The 23,002-nt window shown below is 38.2% G+C and carries 23 protein-coding genes; 7 read left to right on the top strand and 16 right to left on the bottom strand.

The features are described 5' to 3' along the window. From EKM69_RS12550 to EKM69_RS10620, 4 genes are all read right to left on the bottom strand, one after another. On the bottom strand, positions 1–239 hold a 239-nt coding region (locus EKM69_RS12550; protein ID WP_225423881.1), incomplete at its 3' end, for a hypothetical protein. A gap of 150 nt (positions 240–389) precedes the next feature. Continuing rightward, entirely contained in the window at positions 390–1,721 is a 1,332-nt protein-coding gene (gene murC, locus EKM69_RS10630; RefSeq protein ID WP_125710888.1) for a UDP-N-acetylmuramate--L-alanine ligase, read from the bottom strand. A gap of 8 nt (positions 1,722–1,729) precedes the next feature. Further along, a complete protein-coding gene (gene ytpR, locus EKM69_RS10625; protein ID WP_125710886.1) occupies positions 1,730–2,362 on the bottom strand; it encodes a YtpR family tRNA-binding protein in 633 nt (210 codons plus the stop codon). A 20-nt stretch (positions 2,363–2,382) separates the two neighbouring features. Beyond that, positions 2,383–2,709: a thioredoxin family protein gene (locus tag EKM69_RS10620; protein ID WP_125710884.1), complete on the bottom strand. Its 327-nt coding sequence runs from the start codon at positions 2,707–2,709 to the stop codon at positions 2,383–2,385. A 130-nt stretch (positions 2,710–2,839) separates the two neighbouring features. Here EKM69_RS10620 and EKM69_RS10615 point away from each other — a divergent pair, with 130 nt between their 5' ends. After that, positions 2,840–3,154 (top strand): hypothetical protein, encoded by a 315-nt coding sequence (locus tag EKM69_RS10615; RefSeq protein ID WP_125710882.1) that lies wholly within the window; start codon positions 2,840–2,842, stop codon positions 3,152–3,154. 2 nt (positions 3,155–3,156) lie between these two features. On the opposite strand, the gene trmB is transcribed toward EKM69_RS10615, so the two are convergent. The 3 genes from trmB to EKM69_RS10600 are packed head-to-tail and all read right to left on the bottom strand — an operon-like array spanning position 3,157 to position 5,764. After that, entirely contained in the window at positions 3,157–3,804 is a 648-nt protein-coding gene (trmB, locus tag EKM69_RS10610; protein WP_125710881.1) for a tRNA (guanosine(46)-N7)-methyltransferase TrmB, read from the bottom strand. Then, positions 3,804–5,033 carry an ABC transporter permease gene (locus EKM69_RS10605; protein ID WP_125710879.1) on the bottom strand — a complete coding sequence of 410 codons (1,230 nt, stop codon included), beginning with the start codon at positions 5,031–5,033 and terminating at the stop codon, positions 3,804–3,806. The genes trmB and EKM69_RS10605 overlap by 1 nt, the downstream gene beginning before the upstream one ends. Continuing rightward, entirely contained in the window at positions 5,033–5,764 is a 732-nt protein-coding gene (locus EKM69_RS10600) for an ABC transporter ATP-binding protein (protein WP_125710877.1), read from the bottom strand. Before EKM69_RS10600 ends, EKM69_RS10605 begins: the two co-directional genes overlap by 1 nt. 88 nt (positions 5,765–5,852) lie before the next feature. Between EKM69_RS10600 and EKM69_RS10595 the strand changes: the two genes are divergently transcribed. The 3 genes from EKM69_RS10595 (at position 5,853) to EKM69_RS10585 (ending at position 7,600) form a co-directional block, all read left to right on the top strand. Further along, complete coding sequence (locus tag EKM69_RS10595) at positions 5,853–6,281, top strand: HIT family protein (protein WP_125710875.1); 429 nt, start codon at positions 5,853–5,855, stop codon at positions 6,279–6,281. A 1-nt stretch (position 6,282) separates the two neighbouring features. Continuing rightward, positions 6,283–6,582 (top strand): hypothetical protein, encoded by a 300-nt coding sequence (locus EKM69_RS10590; RefSeq protein ID WP_125710873.1) that lies wholly within the window; start codon positions 6,283–6,285, stop codon positions 6,580–6,582. A gap of 115 nt (positions 6,583–6,697) precedes the next feature. Continuing rightward, the gene (locus tag EKM69_RS10585; protein ID WP_404825424.1) at positions 6,698–7,600 is read left to right on the top strand and encodes a peptidylprolyl isomerase; all 903 of its coding nucleotides are present in this window, start codon (positions 6,698–6,700) and stop codon (positions 7,598–7,600) included. Between the two features lie 555 nt (positions 7,601–8,155). Here the strand turns inward: EKM69_RS10585 and EKM69_RS10580 are convergent. The 5 genes from EKM69_RS10580 to EKM69_RS10560 form a co-directional block, all read right to left on the bottom strand. Next, positions 8,156–9,094, bottom strand: a complete 939-nt coding sequence (locus tag EKM69_RS10580) for a 3'-5' exoribonuclease YhaM family protein (protein WP_125710870.1) — start codon at positions 9,092–9,094, stop codon at positions 8,156–8,158. Next, entirely contained in the window at positions 9,095–11,536 is a 2,442-nt protein-coding gene (locus EKM69_RS10575) for an ATP-binding protein (RefSeq protein ID WP_164505928.1), read from the bottom strand. Then, entirely contained in the window at positions 11,533–12,705 is a 1,173-nt protein-coding gene (locus EKM69_RS10570; RefSeq protein ID WP_125710865.1) for a metallophosphoesterase family protein, read from the bottom strand. The genes EKM69_RS10575 and EKM69_RS10570 overlap by 4 nt, the downstream gene beginning before the upstream one ends. A gap of 61 nt (positions 12,706–12,766) precedes the next feature. Further along, positions 12,767–13,105, bottom strand: a complete 339-nt coding sequence (locus EKM69_RS10565; RefSeq protein ID WP_125710863.1) for a YlbF family regulator — start codon at positions 13,103–13,105, stop codon at positions 12,767–12,769. Between the two features lie 9 nt (positions 13,106–13,114). Next, positions 13,115–15,193: a PBP1A family penicillin-binding protein gene (locus tag EKM69_RS10560; protein ID WP_125710861.1), complete on the bottom strand. Its 2,079-nt coding sequence runs from the start codon at positions 15,191–15,193 to the stop codon at positions 13,115–13,117. An 86-nt stretch (positions 15,194–15,279) separates the two neighbouring features. Here EKM69_RS10560 and EKM69_RS10555 point away from each other — a divergent pair, with 86 nt between their 5' ends. Further along, positions 15,280–16,188 carry an RluA family pseudouridine synthase gene (locus EKM69_RS10555; protein ID WP_125710859.1) on the top strand — a complete coding sequence of 303 codons (909 nt, stop codon included), beginning with the start codon at positions 15,280–15,282 and terminating at the stop codon, positions 16,186–16,188. Positions 16,189–16,678: 490 nt separating this feature from the next. Here the strand turns inward: EKM69_RS10555 and EKM69_RS10550 are convergent, their stop codons facing one another. From EKM69_RS10550 to argF, 3 genes are all read right to left on the bottom strand, one after another. Further along, positions 16,679–17,593 (bottom strand): prenyltransferase, encoded by a 915-nt coding sequence (locus EKM69_RS10550; protein ID WP_125710858.1) that lies wholly within the window; start codon positions 17,591–17,593, stop codon positions 16,679–16,681. Between the two features lie 13 nt (positions 17,594–17,606). Further along, positions 17,607–19,301, bottom strand: coding sequence for an arginine--tRNA ligase (gene argS / locus EKM69_RS10545; protein ID WP_125710855.1), 1,695 nt, complete (start codon positions 19,299–19,301; stop codon positions 17,607–17,609). 255 nt (positions 19,302–19,556) lie between these two features. Continuing rightward, a complete protein-coding gene (gene argF / locus EKM69_RS10540; RefSeq protein ID WP_125710853.1) occupies positions 19,557–20,594 on the bottom strand; it encodes an ornithine carbamoyltransferase in 1,038 nt (345 codons plus the stop codon). A 113-nt stretch (positions 20,595–20,707) separates the two neighbouring features. Between argF and EKM69_RS10535 the strand changes: the two genes are divergently transcribed. Together EKM69_RS10535 and EKM69_RS10530 are read left to right on the top strand one after the other, a co-directional pair. Beyond that, the gene (locus EKM69_RS10535) at positions 20,708–20,962 is read left to right on the top strand and encodes a hypothetical protein (RefSeq protein WP_125710851.1); all 255 of its coding nucleotides are present in this window, start codon (positions 20,708–20,710) and stop codon (positions 20,960–20,962) included. 543 nt (positions 20,963–21,505) lie between these two features. Then, a complete protein-coding gene (locus EKM69_RS10530) occupies positions 21,506–21,814 on the top strand; it encodes a hypothetical protein (protein ID WP_125710850.1) in 309 nt (102 codons plus the stop codon). A gap of 79 nt (positions 21,815–21,893) precedes the next feature. Here the strand turns inward: EKM69_RS10530 and proC are convergent, their stop codons facing one another. Next, entirely contained in the window at positions 21,894–22,694 is an 801-nt protein-coding gene (gene proC, locus EKM69_RS10525; RefSeq protein WP_125710848.1) for a pyrroline-5-carboxylate reductase, read from the bottom strand. Between the last annotated feature and the right edge of the window lie 308 nt (positions 22,695–23,002).

The raw sequence follows: 23,002 nt of genomic DNA, 5'->3' as shown, positions 1-23,002 counted from the left end.
TCTCCATTGAATACACGTTCCACTGCCTTTCTCTTAATTTCGAAAGGGGTCTTCTTATTTTTCTTACTCATTGTTATCGTCTCCCGGACTCGTTCTTGTTTATCATTCTTCCGGTTAAAACAATTGTAGCAGCCCACCACGTTCCAGCGGCTGTATCCCCGGGCCCCGGAGTCGGCAGTGAACCACCACCCCAAACTACCACCTCCATCCCACCAAACAAACATCAAAACATCAGCCAAGCAAAACGCTTCTCGTCTGCCAAAAGCTCTCTCACCTCTAGCACACCTGCACCAAAGCAAAACGCCGCTGTCCTCGTTGCTCTCTTACATCTATGCCTCATCGCTCCAACAAAAAAACGAAAGCCAAAACAATCAGCTTTCGTTCAATTATTATTGTTGATTAGGGTTCAATGTGCTCAACAAATGCTCATAAGCAGTTTCATACTTCTGAACATCCCCAGCGCCCATGAATATCATAACAGCATTATGATAATCCAAAAGTGGTGACATATCTTCAAGTGTCAATACTTCCCCACCGCGGTGGATCTTATTGCCTAGATCTTTACTAGTGATATCACCATGCTTCTCACGGATAGAACCAAAAATATTTGTCAAATAAACCTTATCAGCCATATCAAGTGATTTAGCAAAATCATCCATCAAGGCCAATGTTCTCGTATAAGTATGTGGTTGGAAAACAGCGATGATCTCTTTGTCAGGATATTTTTGTCTGGCAGCGTCGATAGTTGCTTTGATTTCTTGTGGATGATGAGCATAGTCATCAATGATAGTCATATCAGCAACTTGTTTCTCTGAAAAACGTCTCTTAACACCACTAAATGATTGAAGCTCACGATTGATCAAGGCGTGGTCTAAGTGTTCCATGTGACCGACACCGATAACAGCTAGTGAGTTCAAGACGTTGTGTTCACCAAACAATGGAACTTGGAAATTACCAATATTTTCACCGTGGATCGAAACATCGAACGAAGATCCATTAACAGTACGTTTAATGTTAGTAGCACGAATGTCATCAGATTCATCCAATCCATAATAATAAATCGGAGCATCTGCTTTGATCGAACGAGCGTGTTTGTCTTCACCCCAGATGAAAATACCTTTTTTAGTACGACGTGATTCTGATTCGAAGGCATCAACAACATCATTGATCCCACCGAAAAAGTAATCTGGATGGTCGAAGTCGATATTAGTAATAACTAAATAATCTGGTGAATAATCTAAGAAGTGACGACGATATTCATCGGCTTCAAAGACAAAGAATTTAGCATCTTTTTCACCTTTACCAGAGCCATCACCAATCAAATAAGATGTTTTAGCAATACCACTCAAAGTATGAGCTAATAAACCAGTTGTACTAGTCTTACCATGTGAACCGGCAACACCGATCGAAGTATATTCTGAAACCAACTTACCAACCATTTGTGGATAAGTCTTGACTGGCAAATGTAAATCTTTAGCCTTCTTGATCTCTACTTGATCATCGTCAAAAGCATTACCTTTGATGATCGTTAAACCTTCATGAATATTATCAGCATCAAATGGTAAAATCTTGATTCCTGCTTGTTCAAGGCCCCGTTGCGGAAATGTATATTTATCAATATCTGATCCTTGAACTTCATATCCTAAGTCTTTCAAAATAAGTGCCAATGCACTCATTCCTGTTCCTTTAATTCCTACAAAGTGATATACAGTATTTTCCATAATTACTCCTACTCGAACATTTTCTCAGCGGCAGTAAAATCAAATGCTTCGCCGGCTTTTCCGTCATTCAATACTAAGATACCTCTTGCTTTAGGTGCATTAGGGATACCTAGTTCTTTTGCGGAACAAATCATTCCGTAGCTATCCACGCCACGGAGTTGACCTGGCCAGATCTCCATACCTGTTGGCATAACTGCTCCTGGCAAAGCGACAACAACTAGTTGTCCTTGATCTATGTTAGGCGCACCACAAACGATTTGTACAGGTTTATCTAAACCGACATCTGTTTGGGTAATGTGCAAGTGGTCAGAATCAGGATGGGCTACCATCTCTTCAACGTGTCCAACCACGAATTTAGGAGTAGTATCTTCTGCCAACGTATCTTCAAATCCAGCTTCTAAGATCTCTGAATTCAAAATATCTACTTGGGCCGCATCTAAGTGCATTTGACCATTTTCAGTCAAATTTAATTCTTCGGCTAGGCCAAAAAAATTGAAACCAATGGTCTCATTAGTTTCTTTATTAAAAATACGAACTACATTATCTTTCTTTTCTGAAGCTTGTTTAACGTCGGTATCATCTGCCAACTCAACTATTAAGACGTCACCTAAGACGTCTGGATTATAAAAACTTAGTAACAAGTTAATGCCCTCACTCAAATTTATTTATTGATCACCGAGTCAACAAAATTCTCAACTTCTTCTTTTGTCTTACGGTCTTTATTAACTAGTCTACCAATTTCTTGACCATTTTCAATAATAACAAAGCTAGGAATTCCCATAATATCCAAATCACGAGCAATTTCCATGTTGTTATCACGATTCATACTGATCCATTGGAAATCAGGATATTCTGCTTCGAGTTCAGGCATCTTTGGTTCAATAAATTTACAATCTGGGCACCAGTCGGCGTGCCAGAATAAAATAAATTTGCCTTCTTTTGTAACTTCCTTTAAGTCGTTTGTACCAAAATCTTCAAAATTTTTCATAATATTATTCACCTCATAAGTTGAATATACTTTTTTCAATCAAAACGGTCAATTAAACAGCTCCAGTATAGCCGGATCGACTATAAGAGTGTTAATATAAACATATAAAACATCAAGGAGTGATTTAAATATGAGTAAAAAAGGTATTGGTTCAGTAATTTTTGCTGGAACCGTTTTAGTTGCCGGTGCAGCTGCAACTGTTCTCGTTAAACATCATTTTGATAGCGAAAAGATTATCGATAAAGTTAAATCTGTACTTGGAGAAGATAGCAAAGTCATCGGCTCATGGGTTGAACCATTTTATCAACGAGTTGATGTTAATGGTCAATCATCATGGGGTATTGTTGGTGGTGTAACTACCATGGACGACTTCGATGTCTCACAATATCACTTCATTGCTGATGCAGTTTCAGGCGAACTACTTAATATCAAAAAAGTTCAATAAAATTAACTTTCAAAATGGGCTTTCAGGTAATTGATCCTGAAGCCTTTTTTTGAGAACTTTTCTTCATATTCTGTCTGAATGTTGTCTTCATTGAACTTCTCATCATTGTGAAGATCGAGTGACAATTCATCAAACTTCATTCCAAAATTGTTCATGCTGACCAACGAGTACTCAAATAGTCCTTGGTTGTCAGTCTTGAAACGAATGTATCCATCTTCTTTTAAAATAGCTTGGTACTGACTCAAGAAGGCTTTATAAGTAAGCCTTCTTTTTTCGTGTCTAGTTTTTGGCCAAGGATCAGAAAAATTCAAATAAAGGCCGTCAACTTCGTTTTCACCGAATAATTCTGTCAATTTCGAACCGTTATCGAGTAGTAATTGTAAGTTTGGCAAACGATTTTCAACTTGCTTTTTGAGGAGTAAGGCAATGGCACCTTCTTGGACTTCCATGGCAATGTAGTTATTTTGGGGATTTTGCTTAGCTAGTTCAGTGATGAATCTCCCCTTTCCCGATCCAACCTCGAGAAATAAAGGTTGTTCTTTGGGAAACTTGCTTTGCCATTTCCCTTGCATACTATCAGGATGGACCGAGATCAGATCCAAGTTTTCGTTGATCATATCTTTAGCCCAAGGCTTATTTCTTAATCTCATTAATACTCTCCGTTATCTAAAAATTTTCTTAATTGATGTGGCATGTATAAATAATTCAAAAAGCCGATGACTACTAATCCGGCAACGATGATGATGCCACTGTTGGCTGAAAGGCCAAATTTGTACAGTACTGCAAAAATGCTGACGAACCATTGGATCAACAACATAGTATTACTGATCTTCGTAAAGGCGGCAATTTTGCTCTTAGCAGCAACTGGATACAATCTTTGCATCAAGTTTTGCATAACTTCTTTAAAGTAAGGCTTGAGTTGGAATCCTACTAAATAAATGAATAGCATTTCTACTATTAATGAAATGTAAAAATTATCGATCAAGCACAATAAAATCACTTGTAAAATAGTCAATCTTAATACTAGACCGATATATTCGTTATTTCTAATTACTCCACGGGCAAACAAATACAAGTATGTATTGTCGTGTTTCAACTTGATCCCGTTGACTGCAAAATCAAGCCATTTACGACGTTTGATCTTGCTTGAAATACCGGGAACGTCAGTGAATAAGTTGTAAAATCTCTTAACACGGAACATACGTTGATTTTCATCGGTGATAGCTTTTTGCCATTGTAGATGTCCCGCATCAGCAAAGCCTTTGACTTTGGAATTAAACCAGACCCACAGTACTAGCAATAAAATTGGAGCAAGCCAAGTGAATGTGTAACTAGCTGCTAAGACCAAAATCAAATAGACCAAATTCATCAAAAGTGGCAAGTTTACGCCAAACAGTTGATTTTTACCATAAAGACCAACTAATTGGACATCGAGCAAGATCATCTTGATGAGGATCGTTGATATCCCTAAAAAGACGACGTCCCAAACATTCATCCCCGCGCCTTGGACGGCAAATGGTGATAGTAAAAAGGTGATCACTGCAATTAAAACAATTGGTAAAAATCGACTGTAATTTTCAGCAGCCTTGAAATACTTGAAAAATTGTTTCTCCCGAACTAGCAAGAAAGTACTGTCCGGATCTTCCATCATAGTAGCTAACTTACCAGCTTGTGCCGTCAAAAATAAAATGGCGACTACTAGCAGTTTTCCGAACCATAATTGTGAATGGATCGTATCCAACAAGTTTGAATACCAAAATCCTAAAGCACCCAATAAAACGATGAAGGCTAAGACGAAGGTATCGTTAAAAATTAGGCGCAAATACTTGAACTGATTGAGTTGATGTCTTTTTAGGCGTTCTTTCCAAAGTTCTGACATTAGAGGTCCTCGTGTGACATTTTGATGTAAATGTCGTCTAAGTTAGCGTCTTGCATATTGAACTTAGCCTTTAGTTCATCCAATGTGCCATCAGCCCGGACTTGTCCGTGATTGAGTAAGATAAATTTGTCAGCGTGATCTTGCACGGTTGCTAAAATATGAGTCGACATCAAAACTGAACAACCAGCTTGCTTCTTCTCTTCCACTAAATTCAAGAGGTCATTTACAGCAAGTGGATCCAACCCAGTAAAAGGTTCATCGATAATAAAAAGTCGAGCATCCGTCATGAACGCACAAACGATCATTACTTTTTGCTTCATACCTTTTGAAAAGTTTTGCGGGAACCAGTCTAGTTTGTTGTCTAAACGGAAAGTCTTCAACAAACGTGTGGCATTTTCCCAAGTTTTATCGTGATCCAGATCATAAGCCATGATCGTAAGATCGATGTGTTCTTTTAGAGTTAATTCAGGATATAAGATCGGCATTTCTGGAACATAGGCGATCTTCTTACGATAATTTTCGACATCTTGGTTCAAACTCATGCCATCGATCAAAATTTGACCACCTCTAGGTGTCAATAAACCGATGATATGTTTAATAGTAGTCGACTTCCCTGCACCGTTAAGTCCGATCAGACCAACGACTTGGCCGTCTTCTACTTTGAATGATTCTTTTTTTAAAACAGCTACTTGACCGTAGCCTCCAGTTAAATCTTTTATTTCTAGTGTCATGGATAAACCACCTATACTGTTTTTAATGATGCTTAATTATGATAACATTTAGATAACTTTGATGCTGATATTGAAAGGGGAAACAAAAATGGACGATTGTATTTTTTGCAAAATTATTAGAAACGAGATTCCTAATGTGACCATCTATGAAGATGATGATATCAAGGCTTTCTTTGATATTTCACAAGTTACGCCCGGCCATACATTAGTAGTTCCAAAGAAACACGTTAAAAATATCTTCGAATATGACGAAGAACTCGCTGAAAAGGTATTCAAAAAAGTACCTATGTTAGCCCGCGCTATCAAAGCATCCAATAAGGATATCATTGGAATGAATATTTGCCAAAACAACGGCGAGATCGCATACCAAAGTGTCATGCATTCTCACGTTCACCTAGTACCTCGCTACTCTTCTGATGATGACTTCTCAATGACTTGGGGAGATAACACTGGCAAGGCTTCAAACGAAGAATTGCAACAACGTGCTGACAACATCAAGAAAAACTTGGAGGGATAATATGAGCTTTCTTTTCGGATTAGTTTTGGGCGGAATGTCTGGCGTAGCTGCTGAATACTATCAGTCAACTTATGCAACACCCAAACATTATAATAACAACATAATCAAGAATATAAAAGATTTAAAAGATGATTTAATCACCCTTAAAGACCAGTCTAAAGACGCTGCTAAGACTGTTACTAGTATTAAAGATGACGTCGTAAATTACACTCATGATATTGAACCAGATGTCGCCGATCTTAAAGAATCTGTGACAGAATTGAAGGGAAACATCGAAAAATTGCATAATTTGGGCAAGTAAATTATGAATTTTTTGTGCTTTTTTTGTTAATAATTAATAATTGAAGGCTTTTTTATGGTATTCTCTTCAATTGTAGACATATTAAATAAGGATGTGTAAAACAATGAACAAACGATTGACTAGATGGCTATTAGCTATCGCAGGTCTTTTATTAGTAACAGTTGTTGCTGGATGCTCTGGTAACAAGACTGTTGCTACTATGAAGGGTGGACGTATCACCCAAAACGATTACTACAAGGAACTTAAAAAGTCCTCTGCTGGTAAACAACAACTTCAAACCATGATTATTACTAAAGCTCTTGAAAATCAATATGGTAAGAAAGTTTCAGATAAGAAAGTAAACAAAGAATACAACAAATACAAGAGCCAATACGGTTCTTCATTTAGTTCAATTCTTCAACAAAACGGTATGACAACTGCTCAATTCAAGAAGAACATTCGTACTAACTTACTTACAAAGGTTGCCCTAAAAGACAACAAGAAAGTTACAGACAAGCAACTTAAGAAAGAATGGAAATCTTACACACCTAAGATCACTGTTTCTCAAATCTTAGTTGCTAAGAAAGCAACAGCTGAAGAAGTAATCACTAAGTTAGACAACGGTGGCGACTTCAGCAAACTTGCAAAACAATACTCAACTGACTCAGCTACAAAGAACAAAGGTGGAAAGATGTCACCATTCGATAGCGACAGTTCAAGTGTTGATACATCATTGAAGTCAGCTGCTTTCAAGCTTGACAAAGTTGGCGACTACTCATCAGAACCTGTTAAGACACAATATGGTTACAGCGTTATCAAGTTAGACAAGAAACCTGCTAAGGGTAAGATGGCTGACCACAAGGCTGAACTTAAGTCGAAGATTTACGCTGAATGGATGCAAGATTCAACTGTTATGCAATCAGTTATTTCTAAGGTCTTGAAGAAGGCTGATGTTTCAATTAAGGATGATGATCTTAAGGATGTTCTAGCTGGTTATGTTTCAAACACAAGCAGCAAGAGCTCAAAGAGTTCTAAGTAGTTCTTAAATAAATAATAGATAAAAAAAATCCCCGGTTTATGGGGATTTTTTTTTGATTTGTTTTTGGTTTTGATTTTGGGCTTTGATTTTTGATTTTGGATTTATATGGTGGTTGTAGGCTTGTTGGTGGTTCACTGCCGGCTCCAGGGCGGGGCGCTATATGGGATTGGAACGCTGTGGACTCGATTTGAACTACCCGAGAGGTTCGCTCGGGCATTTCAAATACGAGTCTTATTCTAAGCGATAAATCGCTAAGAATAATTTCACAGCTGAACCCATATAGCGCCCCGCCCTTCCGCCTATTTTGGTCATCAAATTTTTTTGGTTGGGGTACGGTGTCTATTTTTATTTGCTTATACTGTTTTAAATAGATTTTTGCTCTTTACGTTATTTTGTGTTTACTGCTGTATCCGTTGAAGGGCAAGTTCTTAGTGCCTTTAGGGTCAAAACCTTAAAGCATCAAAACCTTTTAAAGCATCAAAAAAGTCAGTCGCTTGTTCTGCGACTGACTTTTTTTCTATTTTATTTAATTATTTGGGTCTTATTGGTCTTTTTTTAACTGTGTCTGTAGAAGGTTCTGTTGTCTAGGCCGAAGATTCTTTCTGAGAATTGGCCTGGGTCTGTTTTATCTAGGGCCTTAGAGATCATGTTGATGGATGCATCTAAGATGTCCAGGTTGTGTAATATTTCGGCTTCGAGCAATTTTGGACGTTCTGGGGAGCCGTATTCTAGTAGGCCGTGATGTGATAGTACCATGTGTCTTAATAGGATCATGTCTTCTGATTCTAGGGAGATGTTTAGTTCTTTTGCTGCTTTGACGATCTCCTCGTCTACTATGGTGATGTGGCCGATCATGTTGCCTTCAAAGGTGTATTCGATTCCTAAGGTGCCGTTTAGTTCTATTACTTTTCCTAAGTCGTGTAGGCATGTTCCGGCTAGTAGTAGTGCTCTGTTTACTTGTGGGTATTGTTCGCAGATGTGTTCTGCCATTCTTACCATGCTTAGTGTGTGATATGCTAAGCCACCTTGAAAGTCGTGGTGATTTGATTTTGCTGCTGGGCTGGTGAAGAATTTGTCGTGATATTTTTTGAATAAATATCTTACTATTCTGTTCCATGCACCGTTGGTGATGTGTAGGAAGACGTCTTCGAAGTCATTTTCCATGTCGACTTTTTTCTCTGGTGCTGTTTGGACGAATTTTGACATGTCGACTGTGTTTGGATCGATGACCCCTAGTCTGCTGATGGTTACTTGTGGTTTTCCTTGGTAGAGGTCTCTTTTTCCGTCTAGTTGAACGATGGCACCTACTTTGAAGTCTTGGGCATCTTGTTCACTGGCATCCCAATATTTTCCTGGAATCTGGCCTGATTTGTCTTCAAATACTAATGATAAAAAGTGTTTGCCATTTTTGGCTAAGCGATAGTCTGACATTTTAATGACAGCTTGTAAACTCATTTGTTCCCCATTTTGGTAATCGGTAATTCTTTTTTCCATTTATTTCCCCTCCAAACTTAAAACGTGTTGCATCGACATATTTTCATCGACTTTCGTTGTTACGAATAAAATTTGATTGTCTTTGGAAATGTCTTCGATCAGTTGGTAAATGTTCTTTAAACGTGTTTCATCAAAATCTACAAAAGCATCATCGATCAATATTGGCAAGTCGACGATTGAATTTATTTCGACCACAAATGACAATCTTAAGGCTAAATACAATTGGATCCTAGTAGCCTTGGAAATCTCATGGACGTCAAATTTAACTTTGTCTGCTCGGACTAATATTAATGAATTAGTTTTATCCATATTAATATCAATATAATTACCATTAGTCAATGTTAGGAAGTATTTTTTTGCATTGGCTAACATCTTTGGATAGCGGTTTTCACTCGCTTGATCGAGCATCTTTCTGATCCAATCGCTGGCTAACTTGTTCGCCAACCATTGATCGTATTGCTCGATAATATCAGCTTTAGTTTGAAGTAGATCATTTTCAACTTTTTGGTACGCATCGTCCACAAAAACTTGTTTCAACTGACTTTCCAAATAGCCTTTTCTCGTCAACAATTCGTTTACTTGCTGAGAGTTTTCTTTGATTTGCTCAGTGAGTTTTTGTAAATCGGTTTGGAATTGATCAAAGTCAGTAACTTGCTCCAATAGGCCGATATCAGTTCCAATAAATTCTTGATCTGCTTTCAATTGATTGATGGCATTAATGTTGGCTTGTTGCTGCTCATGCAGTTGCGTTAAGTTTTCAATATTAGATACGCGATATTTTGCTAATAATGCTTTCATTTGTTGATCTAGTTGCTGCAAGTTCTGCTCAGATGACTTCATCACTTGTGAACGTCGTAAGTTATCCTGCTGAATGAGCTCCTGCTTAGTTTGAATCTTGTTAAGTTTGGAGTAATAATTAGTCATTTCAATGATCAAGTCTTTGGGCGTGACGTTTTGACTCAATACTCCCACTTTTTTCCCTAGATCGATCCACTTCTTCAACTCACTGGACTTCTGGCTGATCTGTAGCTCCAAATCATGCTGTTCTTGCTTATTTTCTGCCAATTCGTTGATCATCGGTTGAATCGAAATTGCGCGTTCGATCGACAATGATTGCAGCTGGTGTTTTTCTAATATCTCCAGATTAGTCTGTTGAATATTTTTTATTTGCTCATTAGTTTTCTTAATATCAAAATATCCAAATCCTAATACTAGAATGCCCAAAATTGGAATAACTTTCATAACTGATGATGGCACTACAAAAAGCAACAATAATAAAATTATGATAATTCCAACATAATATGCTCGCTTGCTCTTGGGCAGTTGAGTTTGTAATTGTTTGACTTCTGAATCATTCATTTGAGTCATTTGATCGGTCAAGTCTGGATTTTCTTGGTGTAACTTGTCCGTCTTGAAATCCGACTTGCGCAAGCTATCGTTGAGGTGATCAATCGCAAACAAGTTACTTTGAATGTCATTTTGTCGCTGAGAAATAAAATCGATATCTGCCTGATTCGAATAATAATTATCGACCAATGATTGTTCATCAGCACTCACTTGATTAGCAGCTTGTTGCTGATTGGACGTCTGCAAAGTCTTGATCTGTTGATCCAGTTGAAGAAAGCTGTCCCAATCATCATTACTGATCAATGTCTCATTGGTTAAATTTTGGGAACGCAATTGCATTAGTTCTTGATACTTCGGTATTTTTTCAACTAGACGTTTTTGCTCTTGCTGCTGTTTGGTTAATGCATCACCGGTTTGTTGCGCTGTTGACAATTGCCGATCGACCGACTGCAATTCTTCGTTAAGTTCAATATATTGTTGCTGTTGATTTTTGAAACTTGCTTTTTCTTGTTGCAATTGTTGGTATTTTTTAATGTTTTGAACTAGTGGTTGCTTCATTCCACGAGATTTGTAAATATCCCCACTGTCTTTTTGCAAGTCGTCTGCCGTCTCCAGCCACCGCTTACTACCAGCAGCACCTAAAGACATGATCTCAGTTTCCAGTTTTTCTTCATTTAGATCATAAAGCGTGCGGATAGTTTCATCGTTAAAAACGTGGGTCTGCTCATAATCATCCTTGGTGAAATCACCCGTGATGTTTGACAGGAGAGCTTCGGGGACTTCTTGATCATTTCGAAAAAGCGTGACATCCCCATCACCCTTACCGTCGATCCGACGAACGATCCAGTGATTGTCATCTTGATCGACAAATTCCAATTCTCCACCGTAACTCGAAGCCTGCTTAGGTCGATATTGCTCAAATTTCTTTGACCCACGTCCAGAAGCAAAACCAAACAAGATGCTCTTAATAAAGGTTAAAAAAGTTGTCTTTCCGGCTTCATTATTGCCGACGATAATTTGATAATCACGGTCTACGAGAAATTCTTGATCGACCCATTTCCCAAAGCCGTATATTTTAACTCTGATTAATTTCAATTTTTCTCTCCGATAAATTTCTTATTGATTATGCTTTGAGTTTGCTCTTTGATGTTGGCTAAGAAATCTGGTTCTTCAATGTGATCACGAATAATATCTAAACTGTATAGTTTCGAATCTAAATCCTTAATATCGTCGAGATCAAAAACAGAATCGACCGTTTGATCCCAATATTTTTGATCAATATTGTCCAATTGCTTTTCTTGACTATAGATGAGTTCGATCCGATAAACTGCTCCTGGACCATCTTGTTGGACATATCTTAATAAGTCGCCCCGTTCGATCGACCGCAATATTTCTTCGTGCAATCGTTGCGCATTGTTCAAATAAATTGTGAATAAGGTTGGCTTTTCCACATCCAAATTAGCTGAAATTTTTTGACTCAGTGAATCTAAAGTGTCTTCAGGAGTAGCAAAAATATCTGCTTTTTGCCAAACATAAGTTGAACTCTCAACAAACTTCATTTGAGTTTCATGGTTAACTACAGAAACAACGTAAAAACCTTTTGGATCGGTTTCGTTTAAATTACGTCCTTGGGTATCACCTGGATAAACCACGTAAGGAGACCTTTGTAGGATCTCTCGTTTATGGATGTGACCTAAAGCCCAATAGTCATATCCTTTACTGATCAACTCATCAAGTGAAAATGGAGCGTAGTCTCCTTTCGCTTCTTGAGCGCCATGAAGCAAACCAATTTGATAGTCAACGTTTTCGCGTTGTGGGAAATCGTCGATCCGATCTTCTTGAATATGTTGTTGATAATAACTAAAGCCACTAATACCTACCTTAGTTCCGTCATGAGCAGTTAAATATTCCGTGGAAACTGTGTCATCAAAAATATGTACATTTTGTGGGAATTTGATGGCTGAGAAGCCATTTCGATAATAGTCGTGATTTCCATAGATCAAATAAACTTGAACATCATTGTCTTTTAATCGCTGAAATTGATTTTTTAAAAATTCTTGAGCATTTAATGACCGCTCAGTGTTGTCATAAGTGTCGCCAGCTAACAAAACAAAGTCCACATGTTCACGGATTGCCGTGTCAAATACTTTAGTAGCTGCACTGTACGTGGACTTACGGAGTCCATTTTGAAGTTGTTTGGAAAAATTTTGAATGCTTAAAAATGGCGTATCTAAATGTAGATCCGCTGCATGAATGAACTTCATTTGCATCCCTCCTGAAAAAAAAAGCCTGAGCAAAATATTCGCCCAGTCTTTAATTTAATAATTAGCCTTGATAAATTTCTGCGATAGGCTTTGAAATGATCTTGTTTAGTTCTTGCATCATTGAATCAACTTTTCTTTCTTTTTCCATCAAGTTAGTGATTTCGCTGAAGTTTTGAAGTTGATCAGTCAATTTATGCATTTCTTCAACATCATCATCTGTGATCTCTTGACCTTGCATTTGTTTTTGTTGAAGAGCAAATTGTTCGTTTTGCACCTTGTCGAATAGCTTGTATGCTAAATCGTTAGCTTTAACAGCTTCGAAGGCGAGCTTCAAGTCTGCAACTTCTGTTGAAGCTCTTAAGTCTTGTTCCAATTTGTTGGCGCTATCGTAAATATTCATATGATCCTCCTATTGACCAAAAAAGTTCTTGATTTCATTATACCATTCACTGGCTTTATCTTTTACACCGTTTACACCATCTTCAAACGATTTGATAAATCCATTATCATTGCTATCAGTATCATCATCTTCATTAGCAATTTCAGCAGCATCTTTCGTGTTAAACGAAGTTCCTGCTGTTGCTGGCAAGATGTTAGTCATTTCATTCTTAAACAGTGCCGCAATGCCGTTTTCGTTCGCACCTTGAATGAAATGCGTAGAATCAGTGTTATCAAATCCGATCCAACTAGCTACGACCACATCTGGAGTGTAACCGATCATCCACTGGTCCTTAGTACCATTCATCCCGTAAGACTTCGGAACTTCAGTACTACCAGTTTTACCAGCAATCTTATAACCTGATGGTTTGGCATTAGCACCCGTTCCATAGTTATAAACCCCTAGCATCATACTAGTCATTTCCTTAGCTGTGCCCTTGTCGATGATCTGTTTAGTTGAATTGCTAGAGTTGTCAACAATGACTGTTCCTGTTGCATCAACGATCTTTGTAATAAAGTGTGTATCTGCAAGCTTCCCTTGATTAGCAAAAGCAGTGTATGCTTTAGCCATCTGAATAGGCGAAACGCCAGTTGATAATCCACCTAAGGCTAAGGCCAAGTTTTGATCCTTCTTATTAACCTTGATACCAAAGTTTTCAACTGAGGAGACACCCTTTTTAACACCGATCTTGTCTAATAAGGCTACGGCTGGAACGTTCTCACTTTGAGCCAAAGCCTTGTACATTGGGATCTCGTCTTGATAAATCCCATCGGCATTAGTTGGCGTATACTTGTTCTTACCAAAACTGGTGATCTGGTCTGGTAAATCAGAGTCATAGCTATAGCCGTTTTGTAAAGCCGGCGTATAAACTGCCAATGGCTTGATCGTTGAACCTGGTTGACGCTTCATTTGTGAAGAAGTAGCCCGGTTAAAGCCTCTAAACGTATGCTCGCTACGACCACCAACGACTGCCAAAACGCCACCCGTTTTCGGATCGACCGCCACTGAGGCACCTTGGACTTGTTTGCCATCAGAAGCATTGCTTGGGAACAAATAATTATTATCAAAAGAATTCTCCATCGAACTTTGCATACTTTGATCCAAAGTCGTATAAATCTTATAACCCTTGTTTAAGATGTCATCTTCTTTCAGACCATACTTATTAACGGCCTCATCGATAACAGCATCAAAGAAATAAGGATACTTATAAGAACTCGACTCCGAGTAGTTATCAGTTAGTTCGATGTCCGAGTTTTGATAATACTTAGCCTGATCTGAACTCAATTTCTTGTTTTCAACCATTAAATTCAAGACCAGATCCCGTCTAGCTTTTGAATTCGACATACTGTCGATCGGATTGTAAGCGTTAGGACTCTTCAAGATGGCTGCTAAAACAGCAGCCTCTCCAGGATCTAGCTCACTGGCATTTTTCCCGAAGTATTTTTCAGACGCATCTTGGACGCCCCAAACACCATTTCCAAAATAAGCATTATTTAAATACATCGCTAAAATCGACTTTTTCGAATATACTTTATTTATCTCGATCGACAAAAACAGTTCCTCACCTTTTCTAGATAGGGTCTGTTTCTGAGTCAGCAAAGCATTTTTCGCAAGTTGTTGAGTAAGTGTACTACCACCACTGATCCCACGGCGTAAAACATAATTTACAGCTGCTCTGGCGTATCCTTTGACACTAAAGCCAGGATTAGTCCAAAACGTTCGGTCCTCAGTGGAAATAACTGCATTTTGGATATTTGGCGATATCTTATCTAAATTAACGTAAGTACCTTTTCTCGAATACAAAGCTCCGGCATCATCGCCATCTTTATCGACGACCATCGTCTTCGTTTGCAGTGAAGCTTTTAAATTTTCAATGTTAGAAGTCTTAGCCTTAAACGTCCAAAAACTACTCAAGACTAAAATCAATGTTAAAAGAATCAAGATCAGCCAACGAGTGACCTGAAATCTTTTCCAATATCGTTTTATATATGACCAAGCAACTTTTAGTTTTGGCTTCAGCCAATCCCAAAATCCTCGATTGTTTTTCATAATTCTCTACCTCTGTAAAAACAAATTTTACCATACAATCGATTCAATTCCGTTATTTAGAAAAAAACTTTAAGGAGTCTACGACCTTGTACCAACGAAATATTACTTATCATCAGCAAAACAATGAAGTTTTGACCATCCGCCAATTACTAAAAAAGTGGCTAATACCAAAAAAATGGCAGCATTACTTCCGACAAGACCAATTAGTTTTGATCAACGGCAAATATCATCCCTTCAACACAATAGTTCACGATCAAGACCAAATAACTTTAAACTTCGACTTTCCACCAAGAACCACTGATCAAACGTATTTACCAGGTAAAAATCCGATCGATGTTGCCTACGAAGACGATGAAGTCTTGATCGTCAATAAACCAGCAAACATAAAAACTCACCCGAACTTGCCAACTGAAAATGACAGCTTATTTAACGATGTCCAAACATACTTATCACCCGATAAACCATACATGGTCCATCGGATCGACATGATGACCTCAGGACTAGTATTAATTGCAAAATCCCCATATTTAGTACCGATCTTCAATCGCCAGTTAACCCAGAAAACCTTGCAAAGAACATATTTAGCAGTAGTAAGACTAAACCAAGATCTGCCAAACAGCGGACAAATCAACGCCCCCATCGGCAAAGATCCAACCGACAAAAGAAAACGCTGCATAACAGAAAAAGGCCTCCCTGCATTAACCGACTATTACATATTACGCAAAAATAAAAAATTCGCCCTCCTAAAAGTAACATTACAAACAGGCAGAACCCACCAAATCCGAGTCCACCTAGCCAGCAAAGGAACCCCAATAATAAACGATCCCCTATACGACGAAAAAGCCACCAACAACCAAATGCTACTAAACGCCAACGAACTAACCTACCAAAAACCCTTCACCAACCAACAAAAAACCACAAAAATACCCCCAGATCCGGCAATCAAAAAATTCGTCGAAGAAAACGATCTGAAGAAAGTAAATTTAGATAAATAAACAATTTTCAATCATCAAAAATGAGCAATAGCAAAAAGAGGCAAAACACGATAAAAACGTGTCTTGCCTCTTTTTTGATACGTTGAACTTGGGTTTGAGTTTGGGTTTGGGTTTGGGTTTTACCAACAATCATAGAAACTGAGATAGACCGCAAAAAATAGGACGAGCAAAGGGTGCCAACTTGTACAACAAAAATCGGTCCCCATCCAAAAAAAGGGATTGGTGCACTATCTAGACGGAGGGGCCCGGGGATACAGCCCTCAGTGGTGAGATTTCACTTGGCGACGAAGGAGCTTAGTGAAAGGCGCAGTTTTGAAACAAGCGAGCGGTTTATGCTCGATTGGTTCAAAATGTGCCCACCACGTTCCAGCGGCTGTATCCCCGGGCCCCGGAGTCGGCAATCAGCGCACAAACAAACTACCACCACAATCCAACACCAAACAAAAAAGACACCAAAAGCAAAAGCTTTCGATATCTTCCTTAACTAAAACTATATCAACTTCAAAACAATGCTAATCAAAGCACCAACCATCAACAAACCAACATAATAAACCGACAACCGAGTAGTAGCCTTAAAAACAGTATCGAGGTTTTGCGATGTTGGTGCCTTCAAAAATGGTCTGAACTTGTCCCAAAGCCCAGGATAGAACAAAACCAAAATCAAAGTAACATACGGGACAACTTGCATAATTGCCATAATCGGCACAAGCAAGAAAGCACAAGCCCAGCTGGCTTTAAACAAGCTCAACGAATTATGCTTACCGATCCGTTCTACTAATGAATCTGACAACTCAGACCCTTCTTCCAATTGCGTCACATTGCTAGCAATGATTACCGAAAAGACTGCAAAAGTATTAGGCAAGCAGATGACGATCACATCGATGATCGAACTGGAATCTAACTTCCCCGAACTAGCTAATCCTAAGTAAATAAATGCTACAGGCACGATGACAGTGGTTGCGATAGCCATTAATACTTCACCAGCAACTGTTTGATTGAGTGGCTTAGGACCAGAAGTATAGATCAATCCTAACACGATTCCTAAAATCGCCACGATCAACGTGAACCAACCGGTACTATAAACTAAATATGCCGTTATCACCAACGGTATAAACGCCAGGATGTAAACCATCCGTCTGGCATGCAATAAAGCTTCGCGATTGACGCCTAAAGCATTGATCTGTTTATGAACAATACTTGGTTTTGATGAACGATAAACATTGTAATTGTTGTGGAAGTTCAAAATCATATGAAAAATCACTACGGCCAACAATCCTAAAATACCGTTAACAAAATCAAACGTCATAAATTTTGTGAATGCATAGCTGATCACTAAAATCATCAAGCATAAATCAAGCAAGGTTGATTTTACATCAGAAAATCCCCTAAAAAGTTTCCAATCCAAATTTTTACACCTACTACATTTCCTCTGGTGCCTTAACACCTAATAAGGCTAGAGACATTTGCAAGACAATCGACACTGATTTAACTAATGCCAAACGTGCATTTAATCCCGAGTCCTCTGTCAAAATCTTACTATGAGCATAATATTGATTGAAACTCTTGGCAAGCTTTAATGAGTATTTTGCAATAACTGAAGGTTCAAATTTTGCACCAGCACGACTAACGATTTCTGGGAACTCTTGTAACAACTTGATTGTATCCCAAGCTTCACTATCATCTAAAGCAAGGTCTTGTGCATCAACGAAGTCAGTCTGGCCTGATTTTCTTAAAATACTTAAAGCACGAGCATTTGTGTATTGAACGTAAGGACCTGTTTCACCTTCAAAACGAACGACTTCTTCAAGATTGAAGTCGAAATTGTCACGTCTTTCATTCTTCAAATCGTGGAAGACAACGGCGCCGACACCAACTGATTCAGCAACTTCGTCCTTGTCTTTCAAGTTAGGGTTCTTTTCTTCGATTTGTTTCTTAGCCAAGTCCACAGCATCGTTAAGGACGTTTTGAAGTAAGATAACGTTACCTTTACGAGTTGACAGTTTCTTACCATTGGCTGTGATCAAACCAAATTCGATATGGTGAATATCGTCAGCCCAGTCGTAGCCCATCATCTTAAGAACGGCCTTTAGTTTCTTAAAGTGTTCTGATTGTTCACTACCAACTACGTAAAGTGATTTAACGAAGTTGTAAGTATTCTTACGATAAATAGCAGCAGCTAAATCACGAGTGATGTAAAGTGTTGCACCATCAGTCTTTCTGATCAAAGCTGGTGAAAGGTCTAAATCTGAAAGGTCAACGATTTCAGCACCGCGACTTTCTTGTAAGAGGCCTTTATCTTGGATAGTTTTAATAACATCGTCCATCTTGTCATTATAAAAAGCTTCACCGTTGTATGAGTCAAAAGTAACGCCTAAACGATCGTATACTTTTTGGAATTCAGCCAATGACAATTCTCTAAACCACTTCCAAAGTGAAAGTGCTTCTTCATCGCCGTCTTCCATGCGTTTGAACCAAGCACGAGCTTCATCGTCTAATTCTGGCTTTGTTTCTGCTTCAGAATGGAAACGAACGTAATACTTAAGTAAGTTGTTTATAGGATCTTTTTCAACATCTTCTTTTGAACCCCAAGTCTTGTAACCAACGATCAACTTACCAAATTGTGTACCCCAATCACCCAAGTGATTGATCTTAACTGGTTGATAGCCCAATTTCGTAATGATCTTAGCAATCGAATTACCGATCACAGTTGAACGCAAGTGACCCATTGACATAGGTTTAGCAATGTTAGGCGATGACATATCGATCGGAACGTTACCGTTCTTACCCTCGTCTTGATCACCATATTTGTCTTGTTCTGACAAAATAGTATGCAAAATATCATTAGCAAAACTAGCTTTGTCTAAGAAGAAGTTGACGTATGCACCAGTGTTGACAACTTTTTCGAAGCCTTCGGGGTCAATTTGTGAAACTAAGTCTTCAGCAATCATATTTGGTGCTTTGTGCAATGATTTGGCCAAGATAAAAGTTGGAAAGGCGTAATCACCTAATTCAGAAGTCTTAGGCTTTTCGATCAAGTTTGTTAATTGTTCACTGGTTATTTTTTCAGGAACAACTTTAGTTAATGCATTAACTACTAGTGTTTTTGAATCCATATTTTCCTCCAAAATAAAAAAGTCTCTTCCAATACATTTTATATTGAAAGAGACGAGATTTTCCCGCGGTACCACTCTAATTGATTAAGATCCACTCATTAATAAAATATTCTAATTTTAAAAAAGGTGCGACTTAATCTAGAATTGATCAGCTCTCACCAAATCTGATCTCGCTTGGAATTATTTGATTAATTAATCCTTTTTATGCATTAAAATATTAGCACACACGAGGCTTGTTCTCAAGCTTTTTGGCAATTATGCTTTTGGCATGAATAAATTACCTAATGTAGCCGCCATAATTGCTTTGATCGAATGTTGTCTATTCTCGGCTTCTTCAAATTGACGAGCGTATTTACTTCTGAATACTTCATCGGTAACTTCCATCTCAGTCAAGCCATATTTAGCCTTGATATCTTTAGCATAGTCAGTTGTAACATCATGGAATGCAGGTAAACAATGCATGAAGATCAACTCACCTTCCGGCATTTGAGCTTTCTTCAACATGTCCATGTTTACTTGATAAGGTTTCAATAATTTGATTCTTTCTTCCCATTGGTCTTCTTCACCCATTGAGACCCAAACATCCGTATAAATAACGTTTGAACCCTTAACACCTTTATCGATGTCATCTGTGATCAACAACTCGCTACCCGATTTATCGGCATAGCTTTGAGCTAAATCAACGATAGCTTTTTCAGGATGTAATGAATTAGGCGCAACAATATGAATATTAACACCTAACATTGCCCCAGCGACGAGGAAGCTATTAGCCATGTTATTACGACCGTCACCAACGAATGTCAAAGTAATTCCCTTTAACTTGCCGAATGTTTCTTTAACAGTCATAAAATCGGCAATCATTTGTGTAGGATGCCATTCATCAGTCAAACCATTCCAAACTGGAACACCAGAATATTTGGCAAGATCCTCAACTGTTTGTTGCTTGAAACCACGAAATTCGATCCCATCAAACATACTACCCAAAACCTTAGCAGTATCTTCAACACTCTCTTTCTTATTCAACTGAATATCATCTTTACCCAAAAATTCAGGATGGGCACCAAGATCAATAGCAGCAGTAGTGAAAGCCGATCGAGTACGAGTCGAAGTCTTCTCAAAAAGAAGTGCAATATTCTTACCTTCCAAATAATGGTGGGGAATATTTTGTTTCTTCAAAGCCTTAAGATGCAAACCAAAATCAATAAAATATTCAAATTCAGCAGGAGTAAAATCTTTCTCCTTCAAAAAACTACGACCTTGCAACACCGAGTTCTCTTTCCCTAAATAATCCAAATCGTGTTCCTCCTCTAATCATTTTTAATATTAGTATAATTATTATTTAATGTTTTGTCATATTTATTTAGCAAATTCTCAAAAAATAAAAATTATCGATCAAAAAGGATTGCATGAGAAATGAATTAAAAGGACCTAAAAATAATCCTCCAGTAAAACAAAAAATGACAGAAAAAGGCGGGAGCAAAGCGACAGCCCGAGAGAAGAAAACGGATCTCAAAGAACCAGCCGCGGCAGCAACCACCGTCAGGATGAAAAATAAGCGGAGCGAAGTCCCGCGCACTGTAATAAAGCCAGGAACGCAAACAAACCAAATCTTGCGCATAAAACCAGGAAGCACCTATTCCCCAACTAAAAAAAGAGTTTGATGCCCAACCTAGACGGAGGGGCCCGGGATACACACCTCAAACGTGTCGGCAGCGTTCCAGTGTGTGTATCCCGGGACCCGGAGTCGGCAGTGAACCTCCCACCAAAAATACCACCACAAACCCAACAACCACCAAAAATCACCAAACACATCAAACAAAAAACGCCACTGTCCGCGCAACTCTCTCACATCAATAAAAAAAACTAGGCATCCAAACGGATACCTAGCTGATCTAACAACTATTTCTTTGCTGTAAACTTATCATAAAGAATGAATGCTTCACCAAGCACATCCCCACCGAGAGTACCAATAAATGAACCTAATTTGGTTTTAATTTTAAACATGTGTTTCACTCCTTCAACGTAATATCTCTTAACAAATATATTGTAAACATATTTACTAATGAAAGCAATTACATTGTCATCATATCAGCTGAAAAAACCAGATAACCATTTCATTAAAAAATTATTGCAAAATAATAGTATTTTTTTCATCAACCAGGTATAATTCAACATCATGTACAAATGACAACGGAGGGACTACCATGCCAAAACACGATCCAAAATTGACCAACCAATTATCGTTGATCAACAGTAACGCTGCCAAAATGTCAGATACTACAGAAATAGCTTTCACCGATCTATTTCCAGAAACTTTCATGAAAATTCATACGAATTGCACCAGCATCGAAGAATTTCTCAAACCGTTAAGTGTTCAAACAAATGAGGACTTCGCTAAAATTCCCAGCGAACAACTTGATAAGCACATACAAGACAATACTAACTTTGATAATTGGAAGGACATGCAACACAGTGCCTGGTTCGACTTTTTATCAGAAAGACTTGGGTATTAAAAAGACGAATTTCAGCAAAAACGCATGCGTGCGCGCAACTGAAATTCGTCTTTTTTGATGTCAAAATTTTAACACCAGTTTATTTTTTCAAATCATTAGATTTCTTGATCGTTGCATCGATCCCTTTGATTACGGTTGAGATAAAACCGTTATCTTCAAGGTTTACTAATCCAGCAACAGTTGTCCCACCAGGTGAACTAACGTTATTGATCAAAGTCCAAGGTTCTTCTTTGGTATCGCGGATCATCTTAGCACTACCTAAGACAGCCTGACTAGCAATATCATTGGCAAGATCTTTGTTCATGCCATTTTTGACAGCAGCACGGGCGATACTGTCAACGAATAAGTATGCATAAGCTGGAGAGCTTCCTGAAATAGCTGTAAAAATATCAAATTGCGATTCAGGCAATTCATAGACCGTTCCGACACTGTTAAATAAAGTCTTAACTTCGTTAAGAGCCTCACCAGAAACGTACTCGTTTGCTGTCAATGCGATTCCTGCTTCTTTGACGATCACATTAATATTAGGCATCAAGCGAATCACCGGCGTATTAGCGTTCAACTTAGCTTCAATTTTTGAAACTTCTAATCCTGCCGCAATCGAAACGACAGTTTTCTTTAAGTTGATCAAATCCTTATTATCTGACAAAACTTGCACAGCAGCACTAGGCCCAACGGCTACCACGATCAAGTCGCTCTGCTTGATCAGATCCTCGTTAGATTTAGCCACATTTAATCCTAAATCAGCGTGCAATTGTTCGAGTTTTTCCTGATGGAGATCTGAAATAAAGACATCATCAGCAGAAACTACCTGATTAGACAGAATACCAGTCACAATAGCTGATGCCATCTTCCCTGCCCCAATAAAACCTAATTTCATAATAAACCTCCTCATTGGAATATTTATAATCTATTATAGTTTAAAAAATGATTGGATTGATATTTATTTCACAGGATCGTATAAAAATTCTACTAAATTAAAAATAAATTACACTCTCGCTGTTCCGAAAAATTGGCGATTTAGTAGCTTATTTTTTTTAAACTAAAGGTTGAAAGATGAATATAACAAAATAACCCCGGCATACCGGGATTTTATTGTATAAAAATAGACATGAGCTTACTCATATCATTATAATTAAGGCGTCGAAACCAATTACAAAGGAGTATTCATGTCCATGTCTATTTTAC

This window comes from Companilactobacillus zhongbaensis (assembly GCF_003946515.1).
Classification (GTDB): Bacteria; Bacillota; Bacilli; order Lactobacillales; family Lactobacillaceae; genus Companilactobacillus; species Companilactobacillus zhongbaensis.
The sequence above is the reverse complement of the archived record's forward strand: the minus strand, read 5'-3'. Positions and strand labels throughout refer to the sequence as shown.